The 15,396-nt window shown below is 39.0% G+C and carries 14 protein-coding genes; 10 read left to right on the plus strand and 4 right to left on the minus strand.

Annotated elements, in window-relative coordinates:
- Positions 1 to 125 precede the first annotated feature (125 nt).
- Positions 126 to 605 (minus strand): TlpA disulfide reductase family protein, encoded by a 480-nt coding sequence (locus FGD67_RS12610; RefSeq protein ID WP_257171506.1) that lies wholly within the window; start codon positions 603 to 605, stop codon positions 126 to 128.
- Between the two features lie 179 nt (positions 606 to 784).
- Here FGD67_RS12610 and FGD67_RS12615 point away from each other — a divergent pair, with 179 nt between their 5' ends.
- Positions 785 to 1,279: a hypothetical protein gene (locus tag FGD67_RS12615; protein WP_257171507.1), complete on the plus strand. Its 495-nt coding sequence runs from the start codon at positions 785 to 787 to the stop codon at positions 1,277 to 1,279.
- Here FGD67_RS12615 and FGD67_RS12620 read toward each other — a convergent pair.
- Entirely contained in the window at positions 1,276 to 1,647 is a 372-nt protein-coding gene (locus FGD67_RS12620; RefSeq protein WP_257171508.1) for a hypothetical protein, read from the minus strand. The two genes, FGD67_RS12615 and FGD67_RS12620, sit on opposite strands and share 4 nt — an antisense overlap.
- Before the next feature lie 292 nt (positions 1,648 to 1,939).
- Between FGD67_RS12620 and ompR the strand changes: the two genes are divergently transcribed.
- A complete protein-coding gene (gene ompR / locus FGD67_RS12625; protein WP_257171509.1) occupies positions 1,940 to 2,665 on the plus strand; it encodes a two-component system response regulator OmpR in 726 nt (241 codons plus the stop codon).
- A 50-nt stretch (positions 2,666 to 2,715) separates the two neighbouring features.
- Complete coding sequence (gene envZ / locus FGD67_RS12630; RefSeq protein ID WP_257171510.1) at positions 2,716 to 4,008, plus strand: two-component system sensor histidine kinase EnvZ; 1,293 nt, start codon at positions 2,716 to 2,718, stop codon at positions 4,006 to 4,008.
- A 96-nt stretch (positions 4,009 to 4,104) separates the two neighbouring features.
- On the opposite strand, the gene pckA is transcribed toward envZ, so the two are convergent.
- Together pckA and FGD67_RS12640 are read right to left on the minus strand one after the other, a co-directional pair.
- The gene (gene pckA / locus FGD67_RS12635; protein WP_257171511.1) at positions 4,105 to 5,715 is read right to left on the minus strand and encodes a phosphoenolpyruvate carboxykinase (ATP); all 1,611 of its coding nucleotides are present in this window, start codon (positions 5,713 to 5,715) and stop codon (positions 4,105 to 4,107) included.
- Between the two features lie 390 nt (positions 5,716 to 6,105).
- Positions 6,106 to 8,685: a penicillin-binding protein 1A gene (locus FGD67_RS12640; RefSeq protein ID WP_257171512.1), complete on the minus strand. Its 2,580-nt coding sequence runs from the start codon at positions 8,683 to 8,685 to the stop codon at positions 6,106 to 6,108.
- A gap of 131 nt (positions 8,686 to 8,816) precedes the next feature.
- Here FGD67_RS12640 and FGD67_RS12645 point away from each other — a divergent pair, with 131 nt between their 5' ends.
- The 7 genes from FGD67_RS12645 (at position 8,817) to aroB (ending at position 15,391) form a co-directional block, all read left to right on the plus strand.
- On the plus strand, positions 8,817 to 9,896 hold the full coding sequence (locus tag FGD67_RS12645; protein ID WP_257171513.1) for a pilus assembly protein PilM: 1,080 nt from the start codon (positions 8,817 to 8,819) through the stop codon (positions 9,894 to 9,896).
- Positions 9,884 to 10,453, plus strand: a complete 570-nt coding sequence (locus tag FGD67_RS12650; RefSeq protein ID WP_257171514.1) for a PilN domain-containing protein — start codon at positions 9,884 to 9,886, stop codon at positions 10,451 to 10,453. Before FGD67_RS12645 ends, FGD67_RS12650 begins: the two co-directional genes overlap by 13 nt.
- On the plus strand, positions 10,453 to 11,061 hold the full coding sequence (locus FGD67_RS12655; RefSeq protein ID WP_257175113.1) for a type 4a pilus biogenesis protein PilO: 609 nt from the start codon (positions 10,453 to 10,455) through the stop codon (positions 11,059 to 11,061). The genes FGD67_RS12650 and FGD67_RS12655 overlap by 1 nt, the downstream gene beginning before the upstream one ends.
- Complete coding sequence (locus FGD67_RS12660; protein WP_257171515.1) at positions 11,058 to 11,588, plus strand: pilus assembly protein PilP; 531 nt, start codon at positions 11,058 to 11,060, stop codon at positions 11,586 to 11,588. The genes FGD67_RS12655 and FGD67_RS12660 overlap by 4 nt, the downstream gene beginning before the upstream one ends.
- A gap of 2 nt (positions 11,589 to 11,590) precedes the next feature.
- A complete protein-coding gene (locus FGD67_RS12665; RefSeq protein ID WP_257171516.1) occupies positions 11,591 to 13,648 on the plus strand; it encodes a type IV pilus secretin PilQ in 2,058 nt (685 codons plus the stop codon).
- Positions 13,649 to 13,797: 149 nt separating this feature from the next.
- Positions 13,798 to 14,316, plus strand: a complete 519-nt coding sequence (aroK, locus tag FGD67_RS12670) for a shikimate kinase AroK (RefSeq protein ID WP_257171517.1) — start codon at positions 13,798 to 13,800, stop codon at positions 14,314 to 14,316.
- A 10-nt stretch (positions 14,317 to 14,326) separates the two neighbouring features.
- Entirely contained in the window at positions 14,327 to 15,391 is a 1,065-nt protein-coding gene (gene aroB / locus FGD67_RS12675; RefSeq protein WP_257171518.1) for a 3-dehydroquinate synthase, read from the plus strand.
- Positions 15,392 to 15,396: the final 5 nt, after the last annotated feature.

A 15,396-nucleotide genomic window follows, 5' to 3' on the forward strand; every position in this document is an offset into this window, starting at 1 on the left:
TCGCTTTTTGCTTATTTGGATAAAGGTAATGTGAGGTCATCGTGACAAGCTTGTTAAGCACTATCATGACTTAGTTCGATTATCAGTGGAGAATAATATATTGCTACTCTGCTGATCTAGCTATTCTATAGTTGCAAAAGTGTTTTAATTTCTTCTTCATAGGCGATCTTTTTTTGTTGATTAAAGCCGACATGAACACTGATTATTTGCCCTGTTCGGTCAACAACAAAGCTACTTGGCATACCTTTAAGTTTATATTTTCGTGCTATCAGACCTTTTGGATCAAAAATTACCGGAAAATCAGCCGGTATTTCTGCTAAAAATTCATTGGCTAATGTACGGCTGTGATCTAAATTAACACTGATTATGGTTAAGCCATCAGCTTGATATTTTGCTTTTAAATTGTTCATCCATGGAAATGACTGACGACAAGGTATGCACCAAGACGCCCAAAAGTCGACATAGATGACATCTCCTTTGTTACTTGCTAACTGCTGCTCTAATAATTCAATGGTATTTACGCTATTATTATCATTTGCCCATAGTGACTGAGAAAAAATAACTGATGCTATTACAAAAGCGCATATTTGAAGTTTTTTTATCATCGTACTACCGGTCATTATTAGCTTATTGTATTAGTATTTAAGCATGTTGACAGCTATTCACAAAGCTAAGATGAAATTTTATAACCGTTATCGTAAAGTCGTTTTTGTGAGTTGTGCAAGTAAGAGTGAAATTTTTGATAGAGTGAATACATTAAAAAGGTGATAAATACAGAATGGTTATGCAGCAAAGTAAATTATATAAGCGATTTTTTTCTCTATATTGGGTTATTAGTGTCGCTGTCTCATTTAGCTCAGCACTTCACGCAGAGCAAAGTCAAACTTTAGATAGAGATCAGTGGTTAAAAGCGCGCTTTGGCGCACAGCATGACGCACTTATTCCCATTGTTGCGGTTGCAGATATGTTGTACGGCTGTCAGCAAACAAAGCATGCTGATAACAGTGTAAATATTAAAAGTTTAATTACGCAATTAGATAAAAACAATTTAGCTGAAAAATTAATTGCCTGTTTGGCCGGTGAATCTCTTAAGTCAGATGAGGCATTAAATTATGGTTTAACGGGTTGTTTTAATGAACAGTTTGCGCATTTGCCTTTAGCAGAAAAACAGCAAAAAATGGCTTTAGTTAGTAAAGCGATTAATGGACTTTCACGAGTAGAAAGACAAAAAAGCTTTACGCAATGTGTTACTGAGCAAGCGATTCACTATTTGCGTTAATCCTTGTTCTTTTGTGCTTTTTTGTCACTAACAAAAGAGCTAGGCAGTATTTCTACGCCGACCATGCGAGCAACTTTTATCATAATAGGAATGGTAATAGGGGCAAATGGCAAAATAGCAAAAACACCAATACCAAGACCTTTTAATATATCAACAAATTGTTGGTTGGCAATACGCATCTCTTCAGCACTAGCATCACGTTTGGTGTAGCGCTTGTAAATACTTAACATAGCCTTGGTTTCTGCTTTTTCTTGAGCTAAGGCTATTTTTATCTTCAGCATTTGCCGTTTAAGTCGGACAATATTACGCCTTTTACTGATACGTAAAACACGGATAGGGACTTTATGGAAATGGCGCCAGACTTTCATTTACGTATTCTCCCATAATAACTAGTCAATGTAAGTAGTTAATCAATGGCCATGCGATTATTAGCAAAGGCATTGCTTTGTGAAGCCGTGTTATTGATTTTGACAAGGTTTTGCCTGAAGGTGTTGCTCATATCATCTGTACCTTGCATCTTGAAGTCGCATGACTATATATTCGATAAAACATAATTTGTAACAAATACTAGGGCACTGACCTAGAACAGTTTTTTATATTTTAGCCAATATGGCTTATAGTTAGAGTAATTTTTAATATTGCGATAATGGAATAAGTATTATGGGACATGAAACGCCGAAAGTTTTGGTTGTTGATGATGATATGCGTTTACGTGCCTTACTGGAACGATATTTAGTTGAACAGGGCTTTGTCGTTCGTAGTGCTGCTAACTCTGAGCAAATGGATAGATTACTCGAACGAGAAAACTTCCATTTATTAGTGCTTGATTTGATGTTACCTGGTGAAGATGGTTTATCTATTTGCCGTCGTTTACGTCAAAACTCTAATGATATCCCTATTGTTATGTTAACAGCAAAAGGCGATGAGGTAGACCGTATTATTGGTTTAGAGCTTGGCGCCGATGACTACATGCCAAAACCATTTAACCCTCGGGAATTGTTAGCACGTATTAAAGCGGTTTTACGTCGCCGAGTGCAGGAAGCCCCAGGTGCACCTTCACAAGAAGAAAATATTATTTCTTTTGGTGAATATCAACTTAATCTTGCTACGCGCGAAATGCTTAAAGGTGATATCAATATGCCATTAACTAGCGGGGAGTTTGCGGTATTAAAGGCATTGATCACACACCCTAGAGAGCCATTATCACGTGATAAGTTAATGAACTTAGCGCGTGGTCGTGATTATTCGGCGTTAGAGCGTAGTATTGATGTCCAAGTGTCACGCTTACGCCGTATGTTAGAAGAAGATCCCGCTAAACCTCGTTATATTCAAACCGTTTGGGGCTTGGGTTATGTCTTTGTTCCTGAAGGTAAGTCTGTTGAGTAATGACGCTACTTAAAAACATGCAAAAAATAACCTTAATTTAGTAGAAGTATATGAAAATATTGCCACGTAGCGCCTTTGGTCAAACGGTGTTATTAATTGGCCTTTTGTTGTTAATTAATCAGGTTGTGTCGTTTATATCGATGTCGATATATATAATTCAGCCTAATGCACAACAGGTTAACCAGCTACTGGCAAAGCAAGTTAAGGTTGTTTTTATTGATGTTGCTGATGAAGTTTTAAGTCCTGCGATGGGAGAAGCGTTTCAGCGAGAAACTGGCATTGGTGTCTATCGTGAAGCTGCCGCAATGAAGCTTGGCTTGCAAGAGGCTGTTTATTACGCTTTTCGCTCGGAAGAAATGTCGAATTTATTAGGTGGCCCTGCTGAAGTCAGAATTTCACAAGGTGATGAATACCTATTTTGGATCCGTCCCCCACAAGCACCCGATTACTGGGTTAAAATTCCGATTAATGGCTTAGAAGAAGAAAATTTTTCACCGCTTATTGTGGTACTCATGATTTTAGGAATTTTAAGTGTTATGGGTGGTTGGCTGTTTGTACGACAACTTAACCGGCCGCTAAGTGCCTTACAGCATGCTGCGCATGATGTTGGCCGTGGTGATTTTCCTGAACCCTTGACCGAGCGTGGCACGACTGAAATTGTTGCGGTAACGCGAGCCTTTAATCATATGTCTAAGGGCATTAAACAACTTGAAGATGACCGTAATCTACTCATGGCAGGTATATCTCATGACTTACGCACGCCATTAACCCGTATTCGTTTAGCAACTGAAATGATCTCTGCACATGATGATTTTTTAAAAGCAGGTATTGAAGGTGATATTGATGATATGAATAACATCATAGATCAGTTCATCGACTATATTCGCCATGATAGTAAGGATAAAGCTGAGTTAGGTGATATTAATACCTTGATTGAGGAAGTTGTGCAGTCAGAAAGCATTTTAGAGCGAGAAATTATTTTTACAGCTGAATCTTTACCGAAAGTGCCATTACGTTATGTTGCGATGAAACGAGCACTGGCAAATCTAATTCAAAATGCCCTACGTTATTCGAGCGGTAAAATTACCGTAACATCTGCATTTGATAAAAGTAAACGGGAAATTTATTTTTGTGTTTGTGATGAAGGACCAGGGATCCCCGAAGTTGATATTGAGCGTTTATTTCAACCCTTTACGCAAGGAGATAAAGCACGAGGAGGGGAAGGCAGTGGTTTAGGCTTAGCCATCATAAAGCGTATTGTTGACACTCACGGTGGTCGCGTTGAATTGTCTAATCGAGATGAGGGCGGTTTAAGCGCGAAAATTTGTTTACCGACCCAATAGCATTAGTGCTAATTCACCAGATAAATTCATCAATGATGAGATATAAAAAAGCCGTCGTATTGACGACGGCTTTTTTTAGATGCTGTGCGATTTAGATTAAACTTTAGGGCCAGCATCAACCAATGATTTACCATTGTCAGTATCGGTAAATTTGTCAAAGTTGTTAACAAAGCGAGTAGCTAAGTCGACAGCTTTTTCATGCCACTGTGTTGATTCTGCATAAGTGTCGCGTGGATCTAAAATCTCGCTATTAACACCAGCAATACTCGTTGGAATGTCTAAATTGAATAATGGTAAAACTTGTGTTTCTGCATTATCAATTGAACCATCTAAAATGGCATCAATAATGGCGCGAGTATCTTTAATTGAAATACGTTTGCCTGTGCCGTTCCAACCGGTGTTAACTAAATAAGCTTCTGCGCCGACTGCTTGCATACGTTTGCGCAGTACTTCGGCGTATTGTGTTGGGTGTAAGCTTAGGAACGCCGCACCAAAACAACTTGAGAATGTTGGTGTTGGTTCAGTGATGCCTCGCTCAGTGCCGGCAAGTTTTGCTGTGAAACCAGACAAAAAGTAATACTCTGTTTGTGCAGGAGTTAACTTAGCAACAGGTGGTAATACACCAAAAGCATCAGCAGTTAAGAAAATAACCTTTTTTGCATGGCCAGCACGAGAAACAGGTTTTACAATGTTATCAATATGGTGAATAGGGTATGAAACACGAGTATTCTCAGTATTTGAGTTATCGTCAAAATCAATTTCGCCCTTTTCGTTAACCACAACGTTTTCTAGTAACGCGTCGCGACGGATAGCATTGTAGATGTCAGGTTCGTTTTCTTTACTTAAGTTGATGGTTTTTGCGTAACAACCACCTTCAAAGTTAAATACACCATTTTCATCCCAACCATGTTCATCATCACCAATAAGCTGGCGTTTAGGATCAGTTGATAATGTAGTTTTACCTGTACCTGATAAACCAAAGAAAATAGCTGTATCACCATCTTCACCGACGTTAGCACTACAATGCATCGAGGCAATGCCTTTTAAAGGTAATAAGTAGTTCATCATAGAGAACATACCTTTTTTCATTTCGCCACCGTACCAAGTACCACCGATAAGTTGCATTCTTTCAGTTAAGTTAAATGCAACAAAATTTTCTGAATTTAAACCTTGTTCTTGCCAGTTGGGGTTGGTGGCTTTTGCACCATTCATGACGATAAAGTCAGGTTCGTAATTTGCTAATTCAGCATCGGTTGGGCGAATAAACATGTTTTTAACAAAATGTGCCTGCCAAGCGACTTCTGTGATAAAACGAACTTTTAAACGGGTAGCGTCATCAGCACCACAAAAGGTATCAACAACGAATAAGCGCTTGCCAGATAGTTGCTCAGTTACTAAGCCTTTTAAATCAGTCCATGTTTCTTGTGTCATTGGCTTGTTGTCATTTTTACCTTGATCTGACCACCAAACAGTATCACGGCTGGTATCGTCACGGACGATATATTTATCTTTTGGAGAGCGGCCAGTAAAAATGCCAGTGTCTACTGAAACAGCGCCAAGTTCGGTCACTACGCCTTTATCAAAACCTGTGAGATCAGATCTTGTTTCCTCAGCAAAAAGTAACTCATAAGACGGATTGTAAACGACCTCTGCAACATTAGTGATGCCGTATGAAGATAAATCTATTGAGTTTTCTAAAGCTGCCATTGCGAATTCGCTCCTAAAAAGTATGACGTTTTTTAAATGAATAGTGTGGTATTTCCGATTATGGGCGCCAATTTTAGGTGATTGTTGAGCAAAACGAAAGTTTTTTTTCTTTCGTTTTGAAAGTTTTCATTATAACTTTCACTTTTTTTTTGTTGAGATTTTTATTATGTCAAACGTCAAGCCAATTTTTTATACAAAACCATTTTAAATTTTATTGTTATTTATAATAAAATCAAACACTTGTTCTTGTTACTGAGTTGACCGAATGGTCAGGAAAATGAGTCGTTATTGAGGAGGTAAAAATTGAATGAAATTTATTAAATGTTTCGAAGTGATACGAATGAAAGCATATTTTCCATTCGTATACTTATCTAACGAAACTTTTAATAACTAATCGAATATTTCCCCTTCGCTGCTTTCAATAGGGTTGCTACCATCAAGGATCTCGCTACTTATATCTTCACTAATGTATTCTGTCGGGGCAGAGCCTAATTCAAAGTACTCAAAACGGCTGGATTTATCTGTTTTCTTGGTTAATTTTCCTGAGGCTTTATCTATGCGAACCGACATCAGTGCTTGTGGCTGTTCAAATGGTTCAACAGGAAGGTCTGCTAGTGCAACTTTCATAAAATTAATCCAAGCTGGCTGTGCTGATTTTGCACCAAACTCTTTGCCTGTGGTTTGTGCTTTACCTAAGTTACTGTTATAAACCGTTCGACCTAGATTACGGCTAGGATCGTCAAAACCTATCCAAGATGTAGTGACTAGTCTGCGACTATAGCCGGAAAACCAAGCATCTTTTGCTTGGTTGGTGGTACCTGTTTTACCTGCAATATCTCTGCGTTTAAGTGTACGGGCACGATAGCCAGTACCTTGCCAATAAGGTTTTATATTCCAGTCAGCCCCCCAAATAGCGGAGTTAAGAGCTTCAGTCATTAAGAATGCATTTTGTGCACTAATTACCCGTCCAGCTTTATTAATAACTTTTGGCTCAAGTATGGTATCGGTAATGTTATCTAAAGTATCATTGTCTTTATTTTTAGTTTCTAAAACTGAGGCTGTTGGAAAATTATCCTCACAGTGATCACAAGCAATAGCGGGGTTAGCTTGGAAAATAACTTTACCGAATGAGTCTTCAATGCGTTCGACTAAATAGGGCTGAATTAAAAAACCACCATTGGCAAAAGTAGCAAAGCCTGTTGCTACCTCTAAAGGTGTTAAAGAGGCTGATCCTAAAGCTAGAGATTCATTACGGGGTAAGTCATCAGGATCAAAGCCAAACGAGGCCAAGTAGGGAATAATTTTATCTAAGCCGACATCTCTGAGTAATCGAACGGCAATAACGTTTTTTGATTGTGCAAGCGCTAAACGCAAGCGAATTTCCCCGTTATAAACTGGCGGTGAATTTTTTGGACGCCAGACTACGCCTGAACTTCTATCCCATTGATTTATTGGTGCGTCATTAACTATTGATGCTAAGGTATAACCACTGTCTAGTGCTGCAGAGTAGATAAAAGGTTTAATATTGGAGCCCACTTGCCGTTTAGCTTGAGTTACACGGTTGAATTGACTTTGGATAAAACTAAAACCACCCACGGCTGCTTTTATTGCTCCATTGTCAGTCGCCAAAGATACCAGCGCTGAACTCACATCGGGCAATTGACTCAGGCGATAGCCTGTTGCTGACGGCGTGACCATAATGATATCGCCAGTTTTGACTATTTCATTTGCGTTATTGGGAGCTGGGCCTTGCTTATCGTCGTTAAAGTAAGCTCGTGCCCACGACAACCCTGGCCACTCGATAGTGATATCAGAGCCAGCTTCTAATCTGACTTTAATCGAGCGCTCTAAGGTTTCAGTAACAACGCCAGGAACAAGTGAGTGATAGCTGCTTAAAGGCGCGAGGGCTTGTGCTATTTCATCATCACTTATTGGCTCAGCTATTGTGTTGCTGGGAGCATTTATTTCAGTCGAATTTAATTGCTCATCGTTTGCTGGTCGTAAACTTGTCAGAGGACCGCGATAACCGTGACGTTGATCATAGGCAATTATGTTATTAATGACAGCTTGTTGTGCGGCATGCTGCAGCTTTGAAGTTACGGTAGTGAAAACCTTATATCCGCCGGTATAAGCAGCTTCCTTACCAAAACGCTCAATCATTTCTTGATGAGCCATTTCGGCAATATAAGGTGCATTTAACTCTATTTCCGCACCATGTTTTTCGGCTGTAATTGGCTGCTTATTGGCTGTTAACATCTCTTGCTCAGTAATATAGCCAGCATTATACATACGTTGCAACACCACTGTCCGTCTCTGCATTGCACGATCCGGACGGCTAATTGGATTCATGGTTGAAGGCGCTTTTGGTAATCCTGCTAATACCGCAATTTGAGCTAAGCTCAGCTCTTTAACATCTTTACCATAATATACTTGTGCAGCAGCACCAAAACCGAAGGACCGATGCCCTAAAGATATTTTATTCATATAGAGAGCCAGTATTTCATCTTTGGTCAGTAGACTTTCAATGTGAAAGGAGATGAATATTTCTCGGATTTTTCGGACATAAGTTTGCTCACGAGTTAAAAAGAAGTTTCGTGCAACTTGCATGGTGATGGTACTTGCACCACCTTTATTTTGTCCGGTTAACTGGCCTAATATGGCTCGGCCCATACCGATAGGATCAACACCAAAATGCAGGTAAAAACGGTCGTCTTCAGTGGCTAAGATCGCATTGATTAGTTGTTTGGGCATTTCATCTAATGTTAGCGGGATACGTTTCTTTTCGCCAAATTGAGAAATAAGTTTACCGTCAGCGCTGAATATTTGCATTGGCGTTTGCCATTGCAAATCTCTCAGTGAGTCAACACTGGGTAAGCTTGAACGCATGGATAAATAAATTCCGGCAAGCGCTAGAATTCCAATTAATATCAATACAGAGCCTGCTTTTAACAGATTTTTTATAGAAAACACAGAGGGATGCTCAATAAAAGTTATAAAAATGACGTAATAATACTAGTATATCCTGTAAAAGCATGTAATAAATGTATTTATACGAATTTTATGCCTAATATTATAATAATAAAATGTTCTAGTAGGATTCTATGTTAAGTAGTTTATGGAAAAAAAAGACCTCATTAATGGTAGGAATTGACATTGGTTCCCACTCTATTAAAGCTGTTCTACTGAGCCAAAACGATACTGGATATGTGCTGGAAACTGTCGCCATTGAAGCGATGCCAAGAGGGGCTATTGTTGATAGAGAAATTCAGGATATTGACGCGGTTGGTAAAGTTGTAGCGAAAATTCGAAAAAAAATATCCTCGTCAGTAAGCCAAGCCGCATCGGCAGTTTCTGGGCAAACGGTTATTACGAAAATCATCTATATGGATGTTGCACTAAACGAACAAGAATTGGCCAGTCAAATTGAAATTGAAGCTGATAGCTTGATCCCTTACCCTCTCGATGAAGTTAGCTTAGATTTTGAATCACTTGACATTAATGAGTCGGACCCAAGTAAAATTAATGTTTTGCTCAGCGCTGCTCGTACTGAATCTGTAGAGGCACGTGTTGCAGCATTAGACGCGGGTGGCTTTGATGCAAAAGTGATTGATGTTGAGTCGTATGCAATTAGCCGTGCTTTTGATTTAACCTTGCGGCAGTTGCCAGATGATGCTGCAGATAAAGTTGTTGCTACGGTTGATTTAGGCGCCACTATGACACTATTTTCAGTTACTGAAGCGAGCAAGCATATTTACAGTCGTGATCAACTTTTTGGTGGCGAGCAATATACTCGTGCAATCGTTTCTTATTATAATAAATCTTTTGAAGATGCTGAGTTAGCAAAACTCACTAATGATTTACCTGCCAACTATACTTTTGAAGTTTTAGCGCCTTTTCATACGATATTAGTACAACAGATTCGTCGTGCTATCCAAATGTTTCTAACCACCAGCGGCCAAGAAAAAATTGATTACCTTGTTATCTCAGGTGGTAGTGCTTTAGTGGAAGGAATAGAACAACTACTAACTGAAGAGCTGGCTATCCATACGGTGATAGCGAACCCTTTTTCAGGCATGGAAATTTCCACTAAGATTGATCAAGAACAGCTAGTGAAAACAGCGCCTCGTCTTATGGTGGCGGCCGGTTTAGCATTAAGGAGTTTTGTTCCGTGGCATATATAAATTTATTACCATGGCGTGAAGAAGCCGAAAAAGCCAAACAGCGAGAGTACTTTACGGTATTAACTGCAGTTGCCCTGGGCACTTTTGCTTTGGTATTTTTAGTGAACCAATTTTATCAAATGCGTATTGATGGTCAAAACACCCGTAATCAGTTTTTGCAAAATGAAATTAAAGTGCTGGACTTACGTATTGCAAAAATAAAATCGCTTAACGAAAAGAAAAAAGAACTTAAAAAGCGCACTAATGTTATAGAACAATTACAGCGTAGCCGTAATGTTGGTACCCAAGTATTGAATGAAATAGCGCAAGTAGTGCCTAATGGTATTTATCTTACGCGCTTAGAAAAGCAGGGTAATAGCCTGAGTATTGTCGGTAAAAGTGAGTCAAACAATCATTTGGCTAACATGATCAGAGAGATAGAACGCTCTGATTTATTTGAAGGTGCGATACTTGAGTCAATAACCTCAAATGATGCCACCAGTAAATTGTTAAGCGATTTCAAAATGCAAGTTCGCATTAAAGGCTTAATGAATCTGAATGAGCTAGGGGCGCCATGATGAATTTTGATTTATCAGAATTTACCGAGCAATTTAATGGCTTAGAACTTGATAATATTGGTCAATGGCCGAAAGCAGCGAAAGTTGTTTTATCGATATTCTTAGTTATTTTAGTTCTAGGTTTAGGCTATGCGCTGATGATTAGCGACCAAATTAAGCAGCTTGAACGTGTTACAGCTGAAGAAACGACCTTAAAACAACAATACCAAGCTAAATATCATATTTCAGCGAATTTAGAGCGCTTCGAACAGCAGATGATTGAAGCGGAAGCAATGTTTGCTAAACAGTTGAAAAGTCTACCAGAAAGCCATGAAACACCGGGTTTATTAGATGATATCACTTTTGTTGGTACCACCACGGGACTTGATTTTGTCAAACTAAATTGGCAACCAGAAATTGAGCAAGAAATTTATATTGAGTTACCGATAGATATCGAAGTTTTAGGGTCGTACCATGAGTTTGGACAGTTTGTAAGTCGGATTGCTGGTTTACCACGAATTGTCACTCTGCATGATTTTGATATTAACCTGCAAAAGCAGAACTCTGGAGACTTAAAGTTAAAGCTGCAAGCTAAAACCTATCGTTATCGGGAGGCAGCAGAAAAATGAGAATACTTTTTATATTAAGTGCTGTGCTATTAACGGGGTGTTTTGGTGATACTAATGACTTAAAATTATATATTGCTAATGTGCAATCAACTACTGCAAGTTCGATAGAACCGATGCCAGAAGTGACTGTGTTTGACCACTTTGACTATGCTGTCCAAACTCTACGTAGTCCATTTGATGCCCCGAAACCTGAAGCAATCCAAGAAAAAATTCAACAAATGTCAGGCTGTTTAAGCCCAGATCCACGGCGTAGAAAACAACCTTTAGAGAAGTATTCACTGAGTGATTTAATTATGCGTGGCACGTTAGGTGAATTGGGCGTGACTTGGGCTTTAGTTGAAGCGTCTGATAACACCTTACATCGCGTGGCGGTAGGCAGTTATGTTGGTTTATACCATGGCCGAATTACCACAGTAAGCCAAGATAATATAAAAGTATTAGAATTAATTCCTGATGGCGCAGGGTGTTGGGTAGAACGTGAGACGGTTGTTGCCATGACACAGGCAAGTGCAGAGGAGCAAAGATAGTAATGTTGCTATTTAATAAAATTAAAAATGATGATCTTATGACACATTGCAAAATACTAAAGTTAATAACAGCGGTTTATCTATGCGTACTCTCTACTGTTTCGTGGGCTAATGAGCTAACAGGACTTACCTATAACACTATCCAAAGTAATGAAATTGAATTGGTTTTTGAGTTATCAGATAAGATCTTAGTTCAGCCGGAAGTAACAACGTCAATGACGCCTGCACAAGTTAGTATCACCTTTGATGCCGAACAGTTTAACCCTGTAATAGCCAACACTCTTATTGAACATGCAGGGGTGACAAATATTGTCATACAAAAAATAGCCGGTAAAGTTGTCGCCAATGTTAATTTACAGCATTTATCTATTTTTGATGTTATCCAAAAAGATAATACTTTTGCTTTAACTCTCAATACAGGGCAAGTCGATAAAGCGGTAAAGCAATTAATTCCACTGAGCCATGGTTATATTAATAAAATCGACAATATTGACTTCAAGCGTAGCCCGCAAAATGAAGCGCAGCTTTTAATTAAGCTTATTGATAGCAAAGTGGCTGTCGATGTCAGTGAAAAACTAGGTAAACTTTATATTGAATTTCACAACACTGAAATTCTTGAAGAGTTTATATATAAATTAGATGTCACTGATTTTGGTACTCTTGTCAGCGGTATTGAAACCTTTAAGGCTGATCGTAATGCTCGTTTAGTGGTAGATATTAATGGTGCATTTGACTATGAACACCAACAATTGAACGATGTATTCTCCTTAACAGTAAAGAGTAAAGTTCAAGAGGATGGTTATCTTGGTGAAGAAGAAAGCTTTAATGGCAGGGCAATATCGTTAAACTTTCAAGACATTGCTGTGCGTACCGTTTTACAAATTATTGCTGACTACAATGGTTTTAACTTAGTGACCAGTGATACTGTGCAAGGTAACATTACTTTGCGCTTAGATGGTGTACCTTGGGACCAAGCACTTGATATTATCTTGAAGGTTAAAGGTTTAGATAAACGCATGGAAGGCAATATTCTGATGGTAGCGCCGAGCGATGAATTAGCCGCTCGTGAAGCTCGTGATTTACAGGCACAGCAGCAAGTTGAAGAATTAGCCCCACTATACTCAGAATATGTACAAATTAATTATGCTAAAGCTGTTGAATTTGCGACGTTAATTAAGAATGAAGAAAATAGCATTTTATCTGCACGGGGTAGCGTCAGTGTTGATGAAAGAACCAATACACTGCTAATTCGTGATACGGCTAATAGCATTGCAGACATTAAACGTATGGTGACTGTTTTAGATATACCGGTTCGGCAAGTTATTATTGAATCACGCATGGTGACAGTAAAAGATAATATCAATGAAGAGTTAGGTATTCGTTGGGGGGTTACAGATACGGGCAGTGAATCCTCAACCTCAGGTACGCTTACGGGTGCCAATAATGCTGGTAATGGTATCGTGCCTAATTTAACCGACCGATTAAATGTTAATCTACCTGTGACAAGCCCTGCCGGTAGTATCGCGTTTCAAGTTGCGCGCTTAGCCGATGGTACTATTCTTGATTTAGAATTAAGTGCGATGGAAAAAGAAAATAAAGGTGAAATTATTGCTAGCCCTCGTATTACTACGGCTAATCAAAAGGAAGCCTATATTGAGCAAGGGGTTGAAATTCCGTATCAAGAGGCTGCTTCTAGCGGAGCCACTTCTACCCAGTTTAAAAAAGCGGTATTAAGTTTAACGGTTACTCCGCATATTACTCCTGATGATAGAATTATTTTAGACTTAGTGGTAACGCAAGATACTGTTTCAGATGTGTCAAATGGTAGTGCGCCGGCAATAGATACTCAAAGAATAGGCACACAAGTACTGGTTAATAATGGGGAAACTATCGTGCTGGGTGGTATTTATCAGCAACAAATTATTAGTTCAGTGTCAAAAGTCCCTGTTTTAGGTGATATTCCCTATTTTGGCTGGATGTTTCGCAATAGTAGTAACTTTAATGAGAAAAAAGAGCTATTAATATTCGTTACACCACGCATAGTTACAGAAAGATTTTAAGTTAATTTGCCTGTAAGGTGGTGTTTTCATCTTACATGCTTGCAATTTGTACCCAACAATTGCAATTGCGATAATTGCGCCCTTGAAATTTTCGAGGGGGTTCCCTCTTACCTGTTCACGTAATAAATAAACGAGTATTAATTAATCTAATGGCAGAAAAACGTAACATTTTCCTTGTAGGCCCGATGGGCGCAGGCAAAAGCACCATTGGTAGAGAATTAGCGGATAAGCTACATCTAGAATTTTTTGATTCCGATCAAGAAATTGAACGTCGCACCGGTGCTGATATCGCGTGGGTTTTTGATCTTGAAGGCGAAGAAGGCTTTCGATTAAGAGAAGAAACCGTTATTGAGGATTTAAGTGAAAAACAAGGTATTGTTTTAGCAACTGGTGGTGGATCTGTGATTAGTGCTCAAGTACGTAATCGCTTATCCGCACGCGGCATTGTGGTTTATCTTGAAACAACGATCGATAAACAAGTGGCTCGCACCCAGCGAGACAGACGTCGTCCGCTACTTCAAACCGATGAAGAACCTAGAACAGTACTTGAAAACTTAGCTGTTGAACGCAATCCGTTATATGAAGAAATTGCCGATGTAATCGTGCAAACGGATGATCAAAGTGCCAAAGTGGTAGCAAGTAAAATAGTCGAACGTTTAGATTTTTAATGACGTAGCTATGACCACACTGCAAGTTAAACTAGGTACGCGCAGCTACCCTATCTATATAGACAGCGGACTATTATCCAATAGTGATCTGCTGTCTAGTCATATCCGTAGTAAACGTGTATGCATTGTTAGTAATGACATTGTAGCACCACTTTATATTGAGCAGTTAAAGCACAGCCTAAAGAATTTTGACGTTGATGAAATTGTTTTACCTGATGGTGAAGCAGAAAAAAGCTTAGCAAACTTTGAACGGATAATGTCACACCTATTAACCGGTACCCATGGTAGAGACACTACGCTAATTGCATTAGGTGGTGGCGTTATCGGTGATATTACCGGCTTTGCTGCTGCTTGCTATCAACGTGGTATTGATTTTATTCAAGTACCCACGACCGTCTTGTCTCAAGTAGACTCCTCTGTTGGCGGTAAAACAGCGGTTAATCATCCTTTAGGTAAAAATATGATAGGTGCTTTCTATCAACCTAAGGCGGTCTTTATTGATCTGGCCACGTTAACTACTTTGCCGATTAGAGAGTTTAATGCTGGCATGGCTGAAGTGATTAAATATGGCATACTAGGTGATAGTAAATTTTTTACTTGGCTTGAAGATAATGTTGCTGAAATTCAAGCGGGTGAAAGTACGGTATTAATGCAAATGATAGAGTGTTGTTGTCAATGCAAAGCCAATATTGTTGCTGAAGATGAAACCGAAGCAGGTGTTCGAGCGTTATTAAATTTAGGTCATACTTTTGGCCATGCTATTGAAGCCGACCAAGGCTATGGAAAATGGTTACATGGTGAAGCTGTAGCTGCTGGTATGGTAATTGCATCTAAGTTAGCTGTAGCAATGAATTTGCTTGAAGTGTCAGATCTTCGTCGTGTTGAAGCACTGCTTTCTGCGTTTAATTTACCGTTAATTGCACCAGAAAATATGGGTTTTAACGAATTTATTTGTCATATGCGCCGTGATAAAAAGAACTTAGCAGGTAAACTGCGTTTTATCCTTCCAACCGCTATTGGCCAATCTGAAATTAACGACGATGTTAGTGAGGAAATGCTTCAACAAATTCTATAATTTAC

The sequence above is a fragment of the Colwellia sp. M166 genome, from assembly GCF_024585285.1.
GTDB lineage: Bacteria > Pseudomonadota > Gammaproteobacteria > Enterobacterales > Alteromonadaceae > Cognaticolwellia.

Coding starts and splice junctions, on each gene's coding strand:
- FGD67_RS12655 (WP_257175113.1), top strand. CDS start 10,453: ATGAATTTTGATTTATCAGAATTTACCGAGCAATTTAATGGCTTAGAA.
- FGD67_RS12615 (WP_257171507.1), top strand. CDS start 785: ATGCAGCAAAGTAAATTATATAAGCGATTTTTTTCTCTATATTGGGTT.
- FGD67_RS12665 (WP_257171516.1), top strand. CDS start 11,591: ATGTTGCTATTTAATAAAATTAAAAATGATGATCTTATGACACATTGC.
- FGD67_RS12645 (WP_257171513.1), top strand. CDS start 8,817: ATGTTAAGTAGTTTATGGAAAAAAAAGACCTCATTAATGGTAGGAATT.
- FGD67_RS12620 (WP_257171508.1), bottom strand. CDS start 1,647: ATGAAAGTCTGGCGCCATTTCCATAAAGTCCCTATCCGTGTTTTACGT.
- envZ (WP_257171510.1), top strand. CDS start 2,716: ATGAAAATATTGCCACGTAGCGCCTTTGGTCAAACGGTGTTATTAATT.
- FGD67_RS12610 (WP_257171506.1), bottom strand. CDS start 605: ATGATAAAAAAACTTCAAATATGCGCTTTTGTAATAGCATCAGTTATT.
- ompR (WP_257171509.1), top strand. CDS start 1,940: ATGGGACATGAAACGCCGAAAGTTTTGGTTGTTGATGATGATATGCGT.
- aroB (WP_257171518.1), top strand. CDS start 14,327: ATGACCACACTGCAAGTTAAACTAGGTACGCGCAGCTACCCTATCTAT.
- FGD67_RS12660 (WP_257171515.1), top strand. CDS start 11,058: ATGAGAATACTTTTTATATTAAGTGCTGTGCTATTAACGGGGTGTTTT.
- aroK (WP_257171517.1), top strand. CDS start 13,798: ATGGCAGAAAAACGTAACATTTTCCTTGTAGGCCCGATGGGCGCAGGC.
- pckA (WP_257171511.1), bottom strand. CDS start 5,715: ATGGCAGCTTTAGAAAACTCAATAGATTTATCTTCATACGGCATCACT.